Annotated in this window: 12 protein-coding genes; 9 read left to right on the top strand and 3 right to left on the bottom strand. The window is 63.9% G+C overall.

The genetic code is table 11. From position 1 onward, the window contains the following. Nucleotides 1–2 precede the first annotated feature (2 nt). From ACSYDV_RS11800 to ACSYDV_RS11790, 3 genes are read right to left on the bottom strand one after another with little or no spacing between them, the layout of a single operon-like run. Entirely contained in the window at nucleotides 3–1,418 is a 1,416-nt protein-coding gene (locus ACSYDV_RS11800) for an efflux transporter outer membrane subunit (RefSeq protein ID WP_438324010.1), read from the bottom strand. Continuing rightward, nucleotides 1,418–4,615 (bottom strand): efflux RND transporter permease subunit, encoded by a 3,198-nt coding sequence (locus tag ACSYDV_RS11795; protein WP_438324009.1) that lies wholly within the window; start codon nucleotides 4,613–4,615, stop codon nucleotides 1,418–1,420. The genes ACSYDV_RS11800 and ACSYDV_RS11795 overlap by 1 nt, the downstream gene beginning before the upstream one ends. Beyond that, nucleotides 4,612–5,784 (bottom strand): efflux RND transporter periplasmic adaptor subunit, encoded by a 1,173-nt coding sequence (locus ACSYDV_RS11790; RefSeq protein ID WP_438324008.1) that lies wholly within the window; start codon nucleotides 5,782–5,784, stop codon nucleotides 4,612–4,614. The genes ACSYDV_RS11795 and ACSYDV_RS11790 overlap by 4 nt, the downstream gene beginning before the upstream one ends. 150 nt (nucleotides 5,785–5,934) lie before the next feature. On the opposite strand from ACSYDV_RS11790, the gene ACSYDV_RS11785 reads away from it, so the two are divergent. The 9 genes from ACSYDV_RS11785 to ACSYDV_RS11745 all read left to right on the top strand — a co-directional run bounded on the left by ACSYDV_RS11785 (nucleotide 5,935) and on the right by ACSYDV_RS11745 (nucleotide 18,734). Continuing rightward, the gene (locus ACSYDV_RS11785; RefSeq protein WP_438324007.1) at nucleotides 5,935–6,516 is read left to right on the top strand and encodes a TetR/AcrR family transcriptional regulator; all 582 of its coding nucleotides are present in this window, start codon (nucleotides 5,935–5,937) and stop codon (nucleotides 6,514–6,516) included. 203 nt (nucleotides 6,517–6,719) lie between these two features. Then, nucleotides 6,720–8,942, top strand: coding sequence for a polysaccharide lyase 6 family protein (locus ACSYDV_RS11780; protein WP_438324006.1), 2,223 nt, complete (start codon nucleotides 6,720–6,722; stop codon nucleotides 8,940–8,942). Further along, on the top strand, nucleotides 8,939–11,104 hold the full coding sequence (locus ACSYDV_RS11775; RefSeq protein ID WP_438324005.1) for a heparinase II/III domain-containing protein: 2,166 nt from the start codon (nucleotides 8,939–8,941) through the stop codon (nucleotides 11,102–11,104). The genes ACSYDV_RS11780 and ACSYDV_RS11775 overlap by 4 nt, the downstream gene beginning before the upstream one ends. Continuing rightward, a complete protein-coding gene (locus ACSYDV_RS11770; protein WP_438324004.1) occupies nucleotides 11,101–12,384 on the top strand; it encodes an MFS transporter in 1,284 nt (427 codons plus the stop codon). The genes ACSYDV_RS11775 and ACSYDV_RS11770 overlap by 4 nt, the downstream gene beginning before the upstream one ends. 12 nt (nucleotides 12,385–12,396) lie before the next feature. Next, on the top strand, nucleotides 12,397–13,149 hold the full coding sequence (locus tag ACSYDV_RS11765) for an SDR family NAD(P)-dependent oxidoreductase (protein ID WP_438324003.1): 753 nt from the start codon (nucleotides 12,397–12,399) through the stop codon (nucleotides 13,147–13,149). A gap of 21 nt (nucleotides 13,150–13,170) precedes the next feature. After that, nucleotides 13,171–14,010 (top strand): rhamnogalacturonan acetylesterase, encoded by an 840-nt coding sequence (locus ACSYDV_RS11760; RefSeq protein ID WP_438324002.1) that lies wholly within the window; start codon nucleotides 13,171–13,173, stop codon nucleotides 14,008–14,010. 119 nt (nucleotides 14,011–14,129) lie between these two features. Next, nucleotides 14,130–16,988, top strand: a complete 2,859-nt coding sequence (locus ACSYDV_RS11755; RefSeq protein WP_438324001.1) for a TonB-dependent receptor — start codon at nucleotides 14,130–14,132, stop codon at nucleotides 16,986–16,988. 7 nt (nucleotides 16,989–16,995) lie between these two features. Further along, nucleotides 16,996–17,904 (top strand): alpha/beta hydrolase fold domain-containing protein, encoded by a 909-nt coding sequence (locus ACSYDV_RS11750; RefSeq protein ID WP_438324000.1) that lies wholly within the window; start codon nucleotides 16,996–16,998, stop codon nucleotides 17,902–17,904. 83 nt (nucleotides 17,905–17,987) lie between these two features. Beyond that, complete coding sequence (locus ACSYDV_RS11745) at nucleotides 17,988–18,734, top strand: FadR/GntR family transcriptional regulator (protein WP_438323999.1); 747 nt, start codon at nucleotides 17,988–17,990, stop codon at nucleotides 18,732–18,734. Nucleotides 18,735–18,740: the final 6 nt, after the last annotated feature.

Raw genomic sequence — 18,740 nt, 5'->3', positions numbered from 1 at the left:
GCTCAGCCCGCGGCGGGCGCTTCCTGCCAGCCGCCGCCAAGGGCGAGGAACAGCGACACCAGATAGGTTCCGCGCTGCTGCTCCGACTGGGCGATGCTTGCCTGGATGCCCGCGAGGGTGCGTTCGGCGTCGAGTACGACCTGGAAATTCTCGCGCCCCGCTTCATAGCGCAGGCGGGCGATGCGCGCCGCCTCGCCTGCTTCGTCCGCCGCGCGGCGCAGCGCCGCCAGCCGGTCGAGTTCGCCCGCATAGCGCGCGAGCGCGCTTTCGGTTTCCTCTAGCGCCCCCAGCCATGTGCCGTCGAAGGTCGCGAGTGCCGCGTCGGCGCCTGCCTCTGCCTGACCCAGCCGCGCGCGGGCGACCGCCATATTGGGGAAGTTCCACGAAATCAGCGGCCCGATCGAGAAACGGAAGCCGTCCGACTTGCCGAGCCCTGAGATCGAGTCGGCTGCCGATCCGATCGACCCGCCAAAGCTGATGCTGGGGTAGAGGTCGGCAGTCGCGACATTGACCCGCGCCGCAGCGGCAGCGAGCTGGCGTTCGGCGCGGCGAATATCGGGACGCCGCGCGAGCAACGATCCGCCGTCGCCGACGGGGACCGGACGGTCCAGTTCGGGCGCCGTCTGGCATTGCAGCACCACTTGCGGCGCTTCTGCCGGGGGTTTCCCGGTGAGCACCGCGAGGCGGTAGAGCGCCGCCGCGCGCTGGGCGGTGAGCGTCGGGATCGTCGCGCGTGTCTGTTCGAGCAGCGCCCCCGCCTGCCCCGTTTCGAGCCGGGTCGCACGGCCGCCCTCATAGAGACGGCGCGTCAGGTCGAAGGTGCGCTCCTGAATCCGCAGCGTCTCTTCGGCCACCGTAATCTGGCGGTTGAACGAACAGACATCGGCATAGGCGCGCGTCGTTTCGGCCGCGACGGTGATGCGCGTCAGGTCGAACGCCGCCTGCACCGCGTCGGCATCGGCACGGGCCGCGCGGATCGCGCTGCCGACCCGGCCGAACAGGTCGACCTGATAACCCACGTCGAGCCCGACATTGTAGCTTTCGCCCTCGACCGAACCCGTTCCGAGCGGGCTTGGCTGGCGCGCATAGGTGCCGCCGGCGGTGATGCCCGTCGACGGCAAGCGCCCGGCCCGCGATTCATTCAGCACCGCTCGCGCTTGCGCAAGATTCGCCGCCGCGACACGCAGGTCGGTATTGGCGACCAGCGCCTGTTCGACCAGCGCGTCGAGCGTCGGATCGGCGAACAGGCTCCACCATTCGCCCGGCGGCTGCTCGCCGGTGAAGGCGGGCGACTGGCCGGTTTCGAGGAACGGAGCCTGTGACGGCGCCGCAGGGGTCGGCGACACATAGGCCGGGCCGACCGTACAGCCGGTCAGCGCGAGCGCGCCAACGGCGGTGAGCAACAATGTGCGGGTCATTATGGAGCCTCCAGCGGCGTTTCGTCCGCATTCTTTGTTTTTTTCCCGCCCTTGCGCGCGATCCGGTCGCCCAGACCTCGGCACACGACATAGAAGACGGGCGTGAAGATCAGGCCGAAGACGGTCACGCCGAGCATCCCGAACGTCACCGATGTTCCCAGCGCCTGCCGCATTTCCTGTCCCGGCCCGCTCGCGATCGCGAGCGGGAGAACGCCGAAGATGAAGGCGAAGCTGGTCATCAGGATCGGACGAAGGCGCGACCGGGCGGCATGGACCGCCGCGTCGAGCACGTTCATCCCGTCCTGCTCCTCGGCCTGCTTGGCGAATTCGACGATCAGGATTGCATTCTTCGCCGCCAGCGCGATGAGCACCACCAGACCGACCTGCACCAGGATATTATTGTCCATCCCGCGCAAGTTGACCCCGATCATCGCCGCCAAAATACACATTGGCACGATCAGGATCACCGCGAGCGGCAGCGGCAGCGATTCATATTGCGCCGCGAGCACGAGGAAGACGAACACCACCGCGAGGAGGAAGATCAGCACCGCTCCGCTGCCCGCCGCCTTTTCCTGATACGCAAGACCGGTCCACTCATAGGTGAAGCCCGACGGCAGCGTATTGGCGGCCAGTTCTTCCATCGCGACCAGTGCCGCACCCGAGGAGACGCCCGACGCCGCGGCCCCCTGCAGTTCGACTGCGGGGAACATGTTGTAACGCACAACGCGCGTCGGTCCGCTATCGTCGCGGAAGGTTGCGACCGAACCCAAAGGCACCATCTCGCCCGAGGTCGAGCGGACCTGCAACCGTGCGACGTCCTCGATCTTGCTGCGCGCCGTCGGCTCCGCCTGCGCGGTCACACGGAAGGTGCGGCCGAGGAAGTTGAAGTCGTTGACATAGGTCGACGCCAGATAGGTGCCGAGTGCGGCATAGACCTGGCTGGGATCGACTCCCAGCATCAGCGCCTTGTCACGATCGACGTCGGCGAAAATGCGCGGGCTCCCGGTGTTGAACAACGAGAAGACCTGCGTCACGTCGGGTTCCTGCTGGGCAGCGCCCATCATCGCACCGGTGACCTGTTCCAGTTCGCGATAGCTGCCGCCACCCGTTGCCTGGAGCATCATCGTAAAGCCGTTACCCGTGCCAAGCCCCGGCACCGCAGGCGGTGCAATGACGAAGGCATTGGCTTCGGGCAGCGCGCCCGCCATGGCACCCGACAGTTGCTGCGACAGCGCCACGGCGCTCCGTTCCTTCCCGCGCTCACCCCAGTCGGTCAGACGGATGAACATCGTGCCGGCATTCGATGCGGTCGAGAAACTCGATCCATCAAGGCCCGCAAAGGTCGAAATGCTGTCGACGCCTTCGATGCCGGCCACCACCTGCTGCGCGCGTTTCAGCACTTCGCTGGTCCGGTCGAGCGAGGCGCCCGGCGGCAACTGGACGACCCCGATCAGCACGCCCTGATCCTGATCGGGAATAAAGCCCGTCGGCGTGTCGGTCAGACGCCAGCCGGTGAAGGCGAGCAGCACCGCATAGATGATCAGCATCATGCCCGTCTTGCGCACCAGCGTTGCCGTGGTGCGGCCATAACGGTCGGCCAGATTGTCGAAGCCGGTGTTGAACTTGTCCGCCGCACGGCGGCCAAAGCGCATAATCGGATTTTTCGGTTCCTCGCGATGGCCGGTTTCGTGCGGTTTCAGGAACAGCGCCGCCATGGCCGGGGACAAGGTCAACGACGTCAGCAACGAGAAGAGCGTCGCCGCCGCGATGGTCACCGCAAACTGCTGATAGAAGATGCCGGGGATACCGGGGACGAAAGCGGTCGGCACGAACACCGCGACGAGCACGAGGCTGATCGCGATCAACGCGCCCGACACTTCGCCCATCGTCCGGTGCGCGGCTTCGCGCGGGCTGAGCCCCTCGCGCATATGCTTTTCGACTGCCTCGACGACGACGATCGCGTCATCGACGACGATCCCGACCGCGAGCACCAGCGCGAACAGCGACAGCGAATTGATCGAATAACCGAGCGCAAGCTGCACGAAGAAGGTGCCGACAAGCGCGACGGGAATCGCCACGATCGGAATGATCGCCGCGCGCCATGTCTGAAGGAAGACGAGGACGACGAGAACGACGAGGAAGATGGCCTCGACCAGCGTTTCCTGCACCGCAGTGACCGACGCCTGAACATATTCGGTCGGGTTGAACGGGATCGAATATTCAAGCCCCGGAGGGAAGTCTTCCGATGCCTTCTCGATTTCCTGAAGCACCAGATTCGCGGCGTTCAGCGAGTTCGCGCCGGGCTGCTGGATCACAGCCATGCCGACGCCCTCTTTGCCGTCGAACACGCCGCGCACACCATAGTCCTGGCTGCCGAGCTCGACCCGCGCGACATCCTTCAAACGGGTGATCGCGCCATTTTGGGTGTCGGTCTTGATGACGACATTCGAAAATTGTTCGGGCGTGACGAGGCGGCCGGGAACTTCGACGGGAAGTTCAAAGGCCGGATTGCCCTTGCCATAAGGCGGCGCGCCCACCGAACCACCGGCGACCTGAACATTCTGGCTTTGCAACGCCGCGACGATTTCGGGCGCCGTCATGTTGCGCGCCGCGGCCTTGTCGGGGTCGATCCACACGCGCATCGAATAATTGCCGCCGCCGAAAATCTGCACGCCGCCCACGCCTTCGAGGCGCAGCAGCCGGTCACGCAGCGTCGAATTGGCGTAATTGCCGACATAGTCGGTATCGACCGCAGGGTCGCTCGACGTCAGCGCGACGATCATCAGGAAGCCGCTCTCCTGCTTGTTCACCTGCACGCCGATCTGGCGCACCTGTTCGGGCAAGCGGGGTTCGGCCAGCGCGACGCGATTCTGCACGAGAACCTGCGCGGCATCGAGGTCGGTTCCCGGCTGGAAAGTAACGGTTATCTGCGCCGCGCCCTGCGTCGACGACGACTGCAGATACAGCATATTCTCGACGCCGTTGATCTCCTGCTCCAGCGTCGAGGCGACCGTTTCGGCGATCGTTTCGGACGAGGCGCCGGGATAGGCGGCCGTGATGCTGATCGTCGGCGGCGCAATGTCCGGATATTGGGCGAGCGGAAGCTGCGGATAGGCAAAGGCGCCGATCAGCGTGATGAAGATCGCGATGACGGCCGCGAAAATCGGCCGATCGACAAAAAAGCGACTGAAATTCACTTCGCGTCACCCTTGGGCTTGGCAGCGGGGGCGGCACCCTTTGGCGTCAGCACCTTGCCGTCGGCGGCAATCGTGCCGGCCTCGACCTTTGCAGGCTTGCCGGGCATCGCGCGCTGGAGACCGTTCACGATGATGCGGTCCTGTGCGGTGATTCCCGAACGGATGACGCGAAGACCGCCGACAACGGGGCCGAGCTGAACCGGCCGAACCTGCACGACGTCCTTCTTGCCGATCACATAGACGACGCGGCGCGCGCCATCGGTGACGATCGCGGTGTCGGGCAACATCATCGCAGGACGCGCGGCCGATGCCGCAAGCTGGAGCTGGCCGAACAGGCCCGGGCGAAGTTTGCCGTCCGGATTCTGCACGACCGCGCGCACCGCGATCGTTCCCGACCCGCTGCTCAGCGCATTGTCGACGAAATCGATCCGGCCCGTGCGCGTATAGTCGGTTTCGCCCTGCAGGCGGATGCGGACCGGCGAACCCTCCAGCTCGTCGCCCTGACGTTCATAGTCGAGCAGACTCGATTCCGAGCCCTGGAAGGTGAAATGCAGCGGATTGGTCGAAACGATCGTCGTCAGCACCGTCTGGTCGGCGGTCACCGAGTTGCCCGGATCGACCAGCCGCTGCGATACACGGCCGGAAATCGGCGCGGTGACACGGGTAAAGCCGACATTGAGTTCGGATCCGCGGATTGCAGCGCGGGCGGCGGCGACATCGGCCTCCCCCGTGCGAACGGCGGCGCGGCGCGACTCAACCTCTTCCAGGCTTGCGGCCTGCGACTTGGCGAGCGTTTCGGAACGCGCAAGTTCGGTGCGCGCATTGGCGAGCGTCGCCTGCGAACGCGCGAGCTGGGCGCGAGCCTGATCGAGCGCGGCCTGCGACGGGCGCGCATCGATGGTGAACAGCAATTGTCCGGCGCGGACATATTGGCCGTCGGTGAAATGCGAGCGCTGAAGGTAACCTGACGCGCGCGGCCGCACCTCGACGCTGTCGACCGCTTCGAACCGGCCGACATAATCATCCCATTCGGTGACTTCGCGCACCAACGGCTTGGCAACCGTCACCGGCAGCGCCGGAGGGCCGCCTTGCGCGTCATCACCGCCGGAGCAACCGGCGAGTACGAGCGAAAGGAACAGGAGGGGCGCAAGAGCTTGGCGCTTCATCATGGTTTTGGATCTTTTCTTTCTGGGCGGTCCGACACCGGGCAGCTGGGAGGGGGGGGATGCTGCCCGATGCCGGGTTGCGGCGATTAGTCCCGGTTCCTTCGCAAGTCAACAGATGTTGATTTATTTCCACAGGCGTCTAAAGGCAAGACCATGGAGAGTAGCACAACTATAAAAAAACGCGACGCCGTCGCAACCCGCGCAGCCATTTTGACGGCGGCGCATCAACGCTTTCTACGCGAAAGTTATGACAGTGTCGGGTTACGGGACATTGCGGGCGATGCCCGAGTCGATGTCGCGCTGATCAGCCGTTACTTCGGGGGCAAGGAAGGCTTGTTCCGCGAGGTGGTCGCCGACGAAGGGCGGCCGAATCCGTTCCTTGAACCAAAGACGATATCCGCCCTCCCCGCCTTCCTCGCCCAGATGGTCGCCGAAGACGGAGGCGACGACCGTGATCGCCGCATGGAAATGTTCATTATCATGCTGCGATCGGCTTCCTCTCCAAAGGCCGGACAGATTATCCGCGATCTCGTCCATCTCGACGTACTCGGCCCGCTGACTGACCTGATCGGCGGCGAGCACGGCGCGCTCCGCGCCAATATGCTCCTCGCCATATTAATGGGTATCGGCGTTCTGCGATCGATCATGCTGATTGACGACATCAACGACGTTGCCAACCCTGACGAGTGCATGGCCCGGTTCCAGGGTCTGTTCGAAGCCGCGCTAAGCTGCTGATCTGACAGCCGAACGGGCACCCGCCGGTCGGCCCCAATCCATTTTTGGTCACGACATCCGCGCCGGGGGCTTGCCCGCGGTTTGCCCCGGCGCTTGACCTTCATCCGAATTGGTTCGGCTTATCGCCTGTCAAAGATGCTTGAAATCGTCATACCACTTGTATAGTCCAATACCGCATAAGATATTCCTCGGGAAGGGACGGCATGCTGCTGCGGACTGGTTTTACATTGGCGATCATGGCTTCGGCAGCCCACCCGGCGCTGGCCCGCGACATATTGGTTGCCGACCAGACCCAGTTCAAAGCAGCGGTCAAAGCCGCGAAGGCCGGCGACTCGATCCTTCTTGCCGATGGCGAATGGCGCGACTTCCAGATCGTCTTCACCGGCGAAGGCCGCGCCGACAAGCCGATCACCCTCACCGCGCAGACCAGGGGCAAAGTCGTCCTGACCGGCCAGTCGAACCTCCGCATTGGCGGACGCCATCTGGTCGTATCGGGCCTGGTTTTCCGCAACGGCTTCAGCCCGACGAGCGAAGTGATTTCCTTTCGCCGCGATTCCAAGATGCTCGCGCAGGATGTGCGCGTCACCGAAGTCGTGATCGACGGTTACAGCAAGACCGACCGCCGCGCCGAAGATATGTGGGTCGCGCTTTATGGCACCGGCAACCGCGTCGACCATTCGCATTTCGAGGGCAAGACCAACGCGGGCGTCACGCTGGCGGTGATCCGCCGTGCCGGCCAGCCGCTCGATAACCGCCACCGCATCGACCGTAATTATTTCGGCCCGCGCCCGCCGCTCGGATCGAACGGCGGCGAAACGATCCGTATCGGGACCAGCGAGGAGTCGCTCTCGGTATCGAACACGATCGTCGAGCGCAATATTTTCGACCGCACCAGCGGCGAGGTCGAGATTGTGTCGGTCAAATCGGGCGGCAATATCTTGCGCGAGAATCTGGTGCTGGCGTCGCAGGGCGCCTTCGTGCTCCGCCACGGCAACGGCAATCGCGTCGAGCGCAATATCTTCTTCGGAAACAATGTTCCCGACAGCGGCGGCGTCCGCATCATCAACCGCGACCAGATCGTCCGCGACAATTATTTCGAAGGCCTCGCAGGTAAGGATTTAAAAAGCGCAATCAGTGTGATGAACGGCGTTCCTGACTCAGTGATCAACCGCTATCATCAGGTCGCCAACGCGGTGATCGAGCGCAATTCGATCGTCGACAGCGCGCGCATCACCTTTGCCGCGGGCGCCGACGCCGAACGATCGGCGCCGCCGGTCGACAGCCGGTTCGAGCGCAATCTGATCGCAGGTGCGAACGGCAGCGACCCGTTTCGCGCCGACGGCGACATCGCCGGTATCGCGCTGGCGGGCAATATCGAGGCGAAAGTCGCGAGGCCGCTGCTAACCAGCGGCGTCGAACAGCGCGACATCACGCTCGCCCGCGCGCCCAACGGCCTGCTCTATCCGATCGACGCAGCCCTCGCGAATGTCGGTGCCCCGCGCGATCTGGTTCCGGTCAAGCGCGAGGAGGTCGGCGCATCCTGGTATCGCCCGGCCGCCGGTGAAGCCGCTTTTGGCGCCGGCCGTACCATCCCCCTCACCCCGGCCGCGTCGCTGGCGGAGGCGGTCGGGTCCTCACGGCCCGGCGATACGCTGTCGCTGGCGTCTGGCGCCTATGACGTCATGGCAGCGATTGCGGTCCGCCACCGCCTGACGATCACGGGGCAAAAGGGCGCCAATGCCGTTCTGCGCCTCGCCACCGGCGGGCTCGCGCGGGTCGAGGCGGGCGGAGGCTTGCGCCTCCAGCATGTCGAACTCGATGCCAGTGCGGCGCAAGCCGATGCGTTACTGGTGGCAGTCACCGCCGGCGTCGCGCCCAATTACAGCGTCGCGATGCAAGGCGTCACGGTACGCGGCCCCGGCGCGAAAGCACGGCTCGATGGCGTCGCGATGGCGCCCGGCACCTTTGCCAACGCGATCGACATAAGCGGCAGCAGCTTTACCGACATGGCGGGCACAGTCGTCCTCGGCACCGGCGAACAGGCGCCCAAGGGCTGGTATCCGGTCGAACGGCTGACGATTACCGACAGCCATTTCGCGCGCGTCGGGCTGGTCGCCGACCTGCTGCGCAAGGGCAGCGACGAAAGCACCTTTGGCCCATGGTTCGCGATGACGGGCTCGCAGGTCACCGACAGCGGCGCCAATGGCGCATCGCTGCGCCTCTCGGGCGTCCAGCATAGCGCGATCACCGGCAATGACTTCATCCGCTCGGCGCCGATCATGGTCATCCATTCGGTTGGCGCCCCCGACACACGCATCGCCAAAAATCGCTTCATCGCGACCCCCGAGCCGCGGATCGAGGAACTCGCCTATAAGGGGCCGATCCGCGCGAAACTGTCCGACAATATTGTGGAGGCCCGCCCGTGACCCGCACCCTCGCCCTTTTGCTCATGGCCGGCGCCGCGGCGCTGCCTTTGCCCGTCGCCGCGCAGACCGCCGCCGCCACGCCGCAGGCGGCCTATGCCCCACTGTTTACGGCCGAGATCGGACGAGCGAAGACGGGAGTCGAAGCCTCGATCCGCGCCGGGGTGCATGTTCCGGTTCCCAAGGATCCGGGCGGCGGCGTTACCCACGAACAACATAAGCGCAATTACCGCACGATCTTCGAAGGCGGTCAGCTTTATCGCCTGACCGGCGACGTGCGTTACCGCGACCATGTCCGCGATCTGCTGCTCGCCTATGCCGACCTTTACCCGAAGCTCGGGCCCCACCCTGCCGCCGCCAATCAGATACCCGGCCGCCTGTTCTGGCAAAGCCTGAACGACAGCGTATTTCTGGTGAATGCGGCGCAAGGCTATGGCGCGATCCGCGACGCCCTGTCGCCCGCCGACCGCGCACGCATCGACGATAATGTGATCCGCCCGATGGCGCGCTTCCTGTCCGATGGCTCGCCGGAGGTCATCAACCGCATCCACAATCACGCGACCTGGGCTGCGGCCGGGGTCGGCCTTTCAGGCTATCTCCTCGGCGACCGCGACCTTGTCGACAAAGCACTGCTCGGGCTCGACAAAAGCGGCAAGGCGGGTTTCCTGCGCCAGCTGGACCTGCTCTTTTCGCCCGACGGATATTATGCCGAAGGCCCCTATTATCAACGCTATGCGTTGCAACCTTTTGTCGTGTTCGCAGCCGCGATCGCCGCCAATGATCCCGATCGCAAGATCTTCGAATATCGCGACGGCATCGTCCTGAAGGCGATACGCACCGCGATCGACGTAACGCACGACGGCACTTTCCTGCCGCTCAACGATGCCATGCCCGACAAGAGCCTGCGCACCGAGGAACTCTATCACGCGGCCGCCATCGCCTATGGTGCGACCAAAGACCCCGCCTTTCTGTCGATCGCCGACTGGCAGGGCCGCACAGTACTCACACCCGCGGGAGAAGCGCTCGCGACCGATCTCGCGGCCGGCAAGCAAAAGCCCTGGGCCTTCGCATCGCGCCTGCTGGGCGACGGCCCCGACGGCAAGCAGGGTGCGCTCGTCCTGCTCCGCACCAAATCCGATCCCACCGGACCGCTGCTCGTCGCCAAGAACAGCGTTCAGGGCATGGGCCACGGCCATTTCGACCGGCTCGGGTGGCTCTATTATGACGAGACGGGTGCGGTCGTGACCGATTATGGCGCCGCACGCTTCCTGAATGTCGAGGCGAAGCGCGGCGGACGCTATCTGCCCGAGAATGACAGCTGGGCCAGCGCAACGATCGCGCACAATACGCTTGTCGTCGATGAACAAAGCCACTTCGCAGGCGATTGGAAAGCAGGCGAAAAAAATCCGACGCAGCAACTCGCTACCGCGCTTGACGGTCCGACGCGTTACTCGATCGCCGAAATCGGCAGCGCCTACAAGGATGTGCGTTTCCGCCGCGCGCTGCTGTTGCTCGACGTCCTCGGCCTCTCCAATCCTCTGACGCTCGATATCCTCCACGGAACTGGCAGCGGCAGGCATCGCTATGACCTGCCGCTGCATTTTTCCGGGCATATCATCGACAGCGACATCGCGTTCAACCGCAATCTTGCCGAACGGCCGGTGCTGGGAAAAGCCAATGGCTATCAGCATCTGTGGGTCGATGGCGAAGGAAGCAAAGCCGGCAAAGCGCGGCTGACGTGGATGCTGGGCAGCCGTTTCTATTCCTATCACATGCTGCCGCCTGCAGGCACGCGCTTCCTTCTCGTCGAAAGCGGCGCGAACGATCCCGAGTTCAACCTGCGCCGCGAACCGGCGCTGATCCAGCGCGTCGATGGCGCTTCGGATGCCACTTTCGTCAGCCTGCTCGAACCGCATGGCGAATATGACGCATCGGCCGAAACGACCGTCGCAAGCAGCGCGCGCGTCAGTGCGCTCGAGCATCGCCGCGAAGCCGGCGCCAGCCTGATCCTCGTCACATTGATCGACGGACGGCGCCTCGCGGTCGCAGTCGCCGACGATGTCGCGGCGGGCACAAAGCACAGCGTCACGGTCGACGGCCGCGCATTTGCATGGACCGGCCCCGTGGGCCGCTTCGACCTCGCCAAAATCGGAGCGAAGAAATGAGCAATATCAAAGGGCGCTTCCGCTGGTGCGTCATCGGGCTGATCGGCCTGGCGACCGTTATCAACTATATCGACCGCAACGCGCTCGCCGTGATGTGGCCCGAAGTGTCGAAGGACATCGGCGCCACGAAGGAAGATTATGCGCTGTTGGTGACGATCTTCATGATCTTCTACGCCTTCGGCCAGTCGCTTTTCGGGCGAATTTTCGACGCGATCGGCACACGAATGGGCTTTGCCCTTTCGATCATCTTCTGGTCGCTGTCGATCGCGGCGCACGCGCTTGTCCGCTCGCTCCCGCTGCTCGGCGTCCTGCGCGCCACGCTTGGCGTCAGCGAGGCGGGCAACTGGCCGGGTGCAGCCAAAGCCAACGCGCTGTGGTTCCCGTCGCGCGAGCGCGCACTGGCGCAGGGGATCTTCAACGCCGGCGCGTCGCTGGGCGGCATCGTATCGGCCCCGCTCGTCGCCTTGCTCTTCGTCTATTTCGGCTGGCGCGGGACGTTTCTGGTGATCGGCGTCCTTGGCTTTCTGTGGCTGCTGCCGTGGCTGTGGTTCTATAAGGCCGACCCCGAAAATCATCCCGGACTGAGCGAGGAAGAGCGCGAATATATTCTGACCGGCCGCACCGAAGCGGGGCAGGATGACGGCCGCCGCATCCCGCTGGGCGAGCTGCTGCGCTATCGCCAGAGCTGGGGCGTCATCCTCTCGCGCTTTTTCCTCGATCCCGTCTGGTGGCTGTTCGTGTCGTGGCTGCCGATCTATCTCGCCGAAACCTTTGGCTTCGACGTCAAGCAGATCGGCATGTTCGCCTGGGTTCCCTTTGTCGGCGCGATGCTGGGCAGCCTGTTCGGAGGCTGGTTGTCGGGGCGGATCATCACGGCGGGCGGCGGCGTCCACAAGGCACGCACACTGACCATCGCGATCGGCAGCGCGATCATGCTGCCGTCGCTGCTGTTCACCATCGGCGCCAGTGATCCACTGGCTGCGGTGCTGCTGATCGCGTGCATCCTGTTCGGTTTCCAGATGGCGATCGGCAATATTCAGACGCTGCCGAGCGACTATTTCGGCGGCGGCGCGGTCGGCAGTCTTGCGGGGATCAGCGGCACCGCCGCGGTCGCCGGGACGCTGATCACCACGTGGCTCGTCCCCGTCCTCACCAAGACGAGCTACGCCCCGATCTTTGCGCTGAGCGCGGCGATCGTACCCATCTCGTTCCTTTGTTTCTGGCTGGTCGGCGGTCGCGTCGAACCGGTCACCACCAAACCCTCCAACACCCAAGAATAAGGAAAAAACAGAATGACTCTCCAGGGCAAAACTGCACTCGTCACCGGCGGCGGACGCGATATCGGCCGTTCGGTCTCGATCGCCCTCGCCCGCGCCGGCGCGCGCGTCGCGATCAACTATAACAGCGGCCGCGAAGCCGCCGAAGAAACGCTGGCGACGATCAAGGCCGCCGGCGGTGACGCTTTTCTGATCCAGGCAGACGTCACCGACAGCGCCGCAGTCAAGACGATGCTGGAAGAAGTCGGCGTCGCGTTTAGCGGCCGGCTCGACATTCTGGTCAACCTTGCCGGCGGCATGGTCGCGCGCAAGACGCTCAGCGAAATGGACGAAGCATTCTTCGACCATGTCATGACGCTGAACCTGAAATCGGTCTTCCTCGTCCTTCAGGCTGCGCAGCCTTTCCTTGGCGAGGGATCGTCGGTGGTCAACGTGTCGTCGCAGGCCGGCCGTGACGGCGGCGGCCCCGGTGCGTCGGTCTATGCAACCGCCAAGGGCGCGCTGATGACCTATACCCGTTCGCTGGCGAAGGAACTCGGACCGCAGGGCATCCGCGTCAACGCTGTCTGCCCGGGCCTGATCGGCACCAGCTTCCACGACATCTTCTCGAAGCCCGAAGGCCGCGCCGCAACCGCGGGCAACACCCCGCTGCGCCGCGAAGGTCACCCCGACGAGGTAGCTGAGACCATCGCCTATCTTGCGTCGCCAGCCGCCAGCTTCCTCGCCGGGGTCTGCCTCGACGTGAATGGCGGACTGTATTTTTCCTGATCGCATATAAGGGAGAGGATTATGCGCAGGCTTCTTATCGGAGTCATGGCCGCTGCACTCGCAAGCGGCGCGCAGGCACAGGAGGGCGAGCGCAGCGATGCGCCGCCCCTTCTGCCCTACAAAGTCATTCTGGTCGGCGATTCGACGATGGCGCCGCACAGCGGCTGGGGCGGCGCCTTTTGCGCAAACCATGTCAAATCGTCGGTCGCGTGCCTGAACACAGGACGTGGCGGACGCAGTACCCGTAGCTATCGCCAGGAAGGCGGATGGGACATCGTCTTGGCGGAGGCAGCCGTCCCCGGCTACCGCGAAACCTATGTCCTGATCCAGTTCGGGCATAATGACCAGTCGACCAAGCCCGAACGCAGGACCGACGAGACAACCGAATTTCCCGCCAATTTGCGCCGCTTCGTCGAAGAAGTGCGTGCCAAGGGCGCGATCCCGGTCCTTCTCACCCCGCTGACGCGGCGCGAGTTCAAGGACGGCAAGCTCAAGAACAGTCTCGCCAGCTGGTCCGATCAGGTGCGAGGCGTTGCGAAGGCTCTCGACGTGCCGCTTGTTGACCTCAACGCACTCAGCGCGGCGCAAGTGCAGGAGATGGGCGCCGAAATGGCAACCAAGCTCGCGCAGGAAGCGCCGACCGCCGAGGAACTGGCCGCCGCGCGCGCCGGAACCACGCTGACCGCTCGCCCTGCACCGCCCTCTCCGCCGCCGATCGAGGGCGATGGCCCGCGCGGTCAGGTCACCCGCAAATTCGATTACACCCATGTCGGGGACATCGGCGCGGAAGTGACCGCACGACTGGTGACGCAGGGCCTTGCGCGCGTCGCCCCGGGACTCCGGAGCCAGTTGGTTCGCTAGTCGAGAAATTGGACTGCAAACTGGCTAGTCCAATTTGATAGACACAATTGTTGACAATTATGTTACGATGCTCAAGTGAATTGGTTAGAACGGATTCGTTTGACCAGGGAGAGACCGAAGTGAATTCTCAAAACCAGATCCGCGTCCGCGCACTGCGCGCCGCCTTCCTGACCGGCGCGGGATCGACCCTGCTGCTCGTCGCCATGCCCGCCATCGCGCAAGACAGCGCCGCCGCCGACGTGGCCGCCCCGAGTGATGAGGGTGACGAAATCGTCGTCAGCGGCATCCGCGCGACGATTCAGGACTCGATCAACGTCAAGCGTCAGGAAACGGCGATCGTCGATGCGCTGTCGGCCGACGATATCGGCGACCTTCCTGCCCTTTCGGTCGGTCAGGCGATCCAGACGATCGCCGGTGCGACGACCCACCGTGAAAAGGGCGACGCGTCCGAAATCGCACTGCGCGGCCTTGGGCCCTTCCTTTCGAACGCGACCTTCAACGGCCGCGATGCGTCGAACGGCAGCGGCGATCGCTCGGTCAATTTCAACCAGTTCCCGTCGGAGCTCGTGAACAACATCAAAATCTATAAGACGCAGCAGGCGAGCCTCGTCGAAGGCGGGGTCGCCGGCACGATCGAAATCGGCACACTGCGCCCGCTCGACTTCGGCAAGCGCCGTCTGCAGGGCGAGATCAAGGCGCAGTACAACCCCTATGGCGACCGTATCGTCGGCCGCGACGGCGGCGTGGGCTGGCGCGGGACGCTGAGCTATGTCGACCAGTTCGCGAACGACACGATCGGTATCGCGATCGGCGTCCAGCGCAACGATAGCAACAATCCCGAAGAAACCTATGCGGCGAGCAGCACGTGGACCGCGTGCCGCGCCGACAATGTTGCGGCGGGCAACTGCACCGAACTTAACCGCAATGACTACGGGCAGGACGATTTCTTCCTCGTCCCTAACGCCTATACCTTTCGCCAGATCAGCGAGAGCGACAAGCGCGACGCGGTCTTCGGGTCGATCCAGTGGCGCCCGTCGGACCAGTTCAACATCAACCTCGACGTCCAATATTCGGACCGCACATTCGTCGAGAGCCGCCGCGACCTTAACCTGTCGGAAGCGCGCAATGGCTTGACCAACGTCGAATTTGATGAAAATGGCATCGTCCAGCGTCTGAACGGCTTGAGCGCGCTCGAATCGAACGGCTCCGAACTGTCGCGCTCGGAAGAATATCTGGGCGGCGGCCTGTCGATCGAATGGAAGCCTAACGATCGCCTGACGCTGACGGCCGATGGCAGCTATTCACGCACGATCCGTAAGGAAATCGAGCGCAATGTTCGGTTGCGGACCGACCCGATGGACGTCAACGGCGTGCGAACCGTGTTCAACAACATGCGCATTCCCTACACCTATGAGATCCAGCCGGGCAGCTTCGTACCGACGATCACGATCGACCCGCGCTTCGATCTCAACAATCACGACCTCTTCTGGGACGACGCACGCTTGCGCCGCGACGAAGCGAAGCGACATAACGAAATCTTTGCGGGCCGGTTCGACGCCGCCTATGAACTGGATGGTTTCTTCAGCAAGATTTCGGCCGGCGGCCGCTGGTCGCAGCTGACCTACCGGGACTATGACATCCGCAACGGCGACTATAACTACAACCCGGCGATCGCCGAGGACCGGCGGATCAACAACCTGTGCCGTCAGGCTTTCCCGCAGACCAATTTCCTGTCGGCGGCGAAGGGCAACAGCATCAACAGCTGGGCGACCTTCGACGTCGACTGCCTGTTCCGCGAATATATGGGCAGCGAAGACCCCGGCAACCTCGCCGACACGCGCGCAACCGCCAACCGCGACGTCACAGAACGCACGCTGGCGGGCTATGTGATGGCCGATTATGACGCCGATCTAGGCAGCATGCCGGTACGAGGCAATTTCGGCGTCCGCGTCGTCAACACGCGCGTCATCTCCGACGGTCTGCGCAGCGATCTCCAGATCGTCGATAACGGCGACGGCACCTTCCAGATCAAGACCATCAATGGCGAGTTCGAAACCGTCACCTCCAAGAGCAGCAGCACGCGCATCCTGCCCAGCATCAACGCGATCTTTGAAGTCGCCCCCGACACGCAGCTGCGCCTTGCCGGCTATCGCGCCATGTCGCGTCCTAACCCGAGCGCGCTCGGGGCGGGCCGCACGATCACGATCGACGGCAATTTCTCCTCGGTCGCCGAGGCGGTCCGCAACATTCAGTCCAACGGCAGTCCGCGGCTGAAGCCGCTGATGTCGTGGAACGCCGACGCCGCAATCGAATGGTATCCGAACAAGGACAGCCTGCTATCGGCGACGGTTTATTACAAGCAGTTCACCGGCGGCTTCGAACCGGTCGTCTATGACGAGACCTTCACGATAAACGGGGAAAACATCACCGTACCCGTGACGCAGACGCGCAACAGTTCTGACAAGTCGCGTATCTATGGCCTCGAACTGACCGCGGCGACGCGCTTCAGCTTCCTGCCTAAGCCCCTTGATGGCCTCGGCGCGAAGGTCAGCTACAACTACGCGGACTCCAATTTCAAGACGGAGGACTCGCGCCTTGGAGACCAATATAATCCGGTGAACGACACGGTGTCGGAAGGGATCATCCCGCCCGCCAACATCTCCGGCTATTCAAAGCATGTTCTCTCGGCGCAGGCCTATTATGACATCGGCCCGGTCTCGCTGCAGGCGATCTACAATTACCGCTCGAAATATTTTCAGGACTTCGTCGGCGGTGGCGGCTTGCTGCGCTATGTCGGGCCCAGCGAAACCGTCGATTTCCGCGCTTCGCTCAACCTGATGAAAGGCGTGTCGCTCCGTTTCGAGGCGCTCAATATCTTCAACGAGCCCAAGTCGACCTACATGCCGGTCTACGGAAGCAGCCGCCAATATCATTATTATGGCGCAAAATATTTCATTGGCATCCGGGCCCGGATCTAGGCCCGCGATGCGAGGGTCCGTCCTTTGTCTGATCGCGGCGACGGCTTTGCTGGCAACAGCATCGCCAGCCGCTGCCTCGGACGAGGGGGCGCCGGCGCGGGTCGCCAAGGATATTCCCTATCTGACGACGGGCGGCAAAGCGCTGCACCTCGACGTCTATACCCATGCCGATGCCGCAAAAGCTCCCGCCCCCGTCCTGATCCATTTTCACGGCGGCGGCTGGGCGCGCGGCGCGCGGCCCGAAAGCTGGACGGGCTTTCGCCCCTATCTCGCCGCCGGAATGTCGGTGGTGACCGTCCAATACCGCCTGGCAGGTGAAGCCAGCGCCCCCGCAGCGGTTCAGGACGCACGCTGCGCGCTCCATTGGATCGGCGCCAATGCCGCAGAATATGGCTTCGATACCAGCCGCATCATCGTCTCGGGCACCTCGGCGGGCGGGCATCTGGCACTGATGGCCGGGCTTCTCCCTGCCGATAATGACATCGACCTCGACCCGTGCCGGGGCGCGGCCAAGGCGGCGGCGATCCTCGACTTTTTCGGCCCCACCGACCTGACCATGCGCGCCGGCGCCAACGACAAGCGCCACCCGACGATCGCCAACTGGATCGGTGCCGCATCCGACGCGAGAGCGATGGAGCGCAAAATGTCACCGGTCAGCTGGCTCACGCCCACCAGTCCGCCAATCTTCATCGCCCATGGCGACGCCGACCCGGTCGTGCCGGTTACGCAGTCGATCGATCTCAAGCAGCGGCTCGATACGCTGTCGGTACCGTCCGACCTGTTCATCGCGGCAGGCGGCGGCCACGGCAAATTTGCGCCCGAACAGCGGTTCGCAATGATGAAAAGAGCCATCGGCTTTCTGTGCGGCCGAAAACTGCTTTCCTCCAGCACATGCCCGGCGCCAGAGGGAATATGAATTTCCCCCTCGTCACGGGCTTCAAACTTGTCATACCTGATTGTATGGACTCCCAAGTACAGATGTGGGGAGACGATTAAACTATGGCCGAACGCCGCCTTTTTGAGGATGTCGCCGACACGATCCGGCGCCTGATTCTCGACGGAACCTATCCGCCGGGAACGCGGTTGCCCGGCGAGCGCGAGTTGTCGGAACGGTTCGAAGTCAGCCGCGTGACGATCCGCGAGGCCGAAATCGCGTTGCAAGCGACGGGCTGGATCCATATCCGCACCGGCGCGGGCGCCTATGTCCAGGCCCATCTTCCCGGCGACAACGCCCTCCTCCCCTCGGTCAGCGCATTCGAACTCACCGAGGCACGCTCGCTGTTCGAGGCCGAAGCCGCCGCGCTCGCCGCGCCGACCATCTCGGCCGAAACCCTCGAAAAGCTGGAAGCGCTGCTGGAAGCGATGGCGGACACCAATGCCAGCGAGGAAGAGATCAACGTCATCGACCGCGAGTTTCATATGACCATCGCCGCCGCGTCGAACAACAAGGCGATCATCCATGTGATCGAAAGCCTGTGGCGGATGCGGCTGGAATTGCCCGAGGTACAACACAGCCATGCCATGGTGTGCCAGAAGGATGGCAGCGTGCGCCAGGCCGAACATGCCGATGTCGTCGAAGCGCTGCGCAATCGTGACGCTTCGGGCGCACGGCTGGCGATGCGCAAACATTTCAACCGGTTGATCGAATCGATGCTCGACGAAACCGAAGAACGCGCGCTCGTCGACCTGCGCCGCCGCGCCGCCGAAAGCCGCGAACGCTATCTGCTCAGCGCCAAGCTCGCCTGATGCCCG

Origin of the sequence: Sphingopyxis selenitireducens (assembly GCF_051550705.1) — a bacterium.
In the GTDB taxonomy this organism is placed as follows: domain Bacteria; phylum Pseudomonadota; class Alphaproteobacteria; order Sphingomonadales; family Sphingomonadaceae; genus Sphingopyxis.
The sequence above is the reverse complement of the archived record's forward strand: the minus strand, read 5'-3'. Positions and strand labels throughout refer to the sequence as shown.

Bases quoted from the DNA above. Each gene is read 5' to 3' on its own strand.
- ACSYDV_RS11800 (WP_438324010.1), bottom strand. From the start codon at position 1,418: ATGACCCGCACATTGTTGCTCACCGCCGTTGGCGCGCTCGCGCTGACC.
- ACSYDV_RS11790 (WP_438324008.1), bottom strand. From the start codon at position 5,784: ATGATGAAGCGCCAAGCTCTTGCGCCCCTCCTGTTCCTTTCGCTCGTA.
- ACSYDV_RS11785 (WP_438324007.1), top strand. From the start codon at position 5,935: ATGGAGAGTAGCACAACTATAAAAAAACGCGACGCCGTCGCAACCCGC.
- ACSYDV_RS11780 (WP_438324006.1), top strand. From the start codon at position 6,720: ATGCTGCTGCGGACTGGTTTTACATTGGCGATCATGGCTTCGGCAGCC.
- ACSYDV_RS11770 (WP_438324004.1), top strand. From the start codon at position 11,101: ATGAGCAATATCAAAGGGCGCTTCCGCTGGTGCGTCATCGGGCTGATC.
- ACSYDV_RS11765 (WP_438324003.1), top strand. From the start codon at position 12,397: ATGACTCTCCAGGGCAAAACTGCACTCGTCACCGGCGGCGGACGCGAT.
- ACSYDV_RS11760 (WP_438324002.1), top strand. From the start codon at position 13,171: ATGCGCAGGCTTCTTATCGGAGTCATGGCCGCTGCACTCGCAAGCGGC.
- ACSYDV_RS11750 (WP_438324000.1), top strand. From the start codon at position 16,996: ATGCGAGGGTCCGTCCTTTGTCTGATCGCGGCGACGGCTTTGCTGGCA.
- ACSYDV_RS11745 (WP_438323999.1), top strand. From the start codon at position 17,988: ATGGCCGAACGCCGCCTTTTTGAGGATGTCGCCGACACGATCCGGCGC.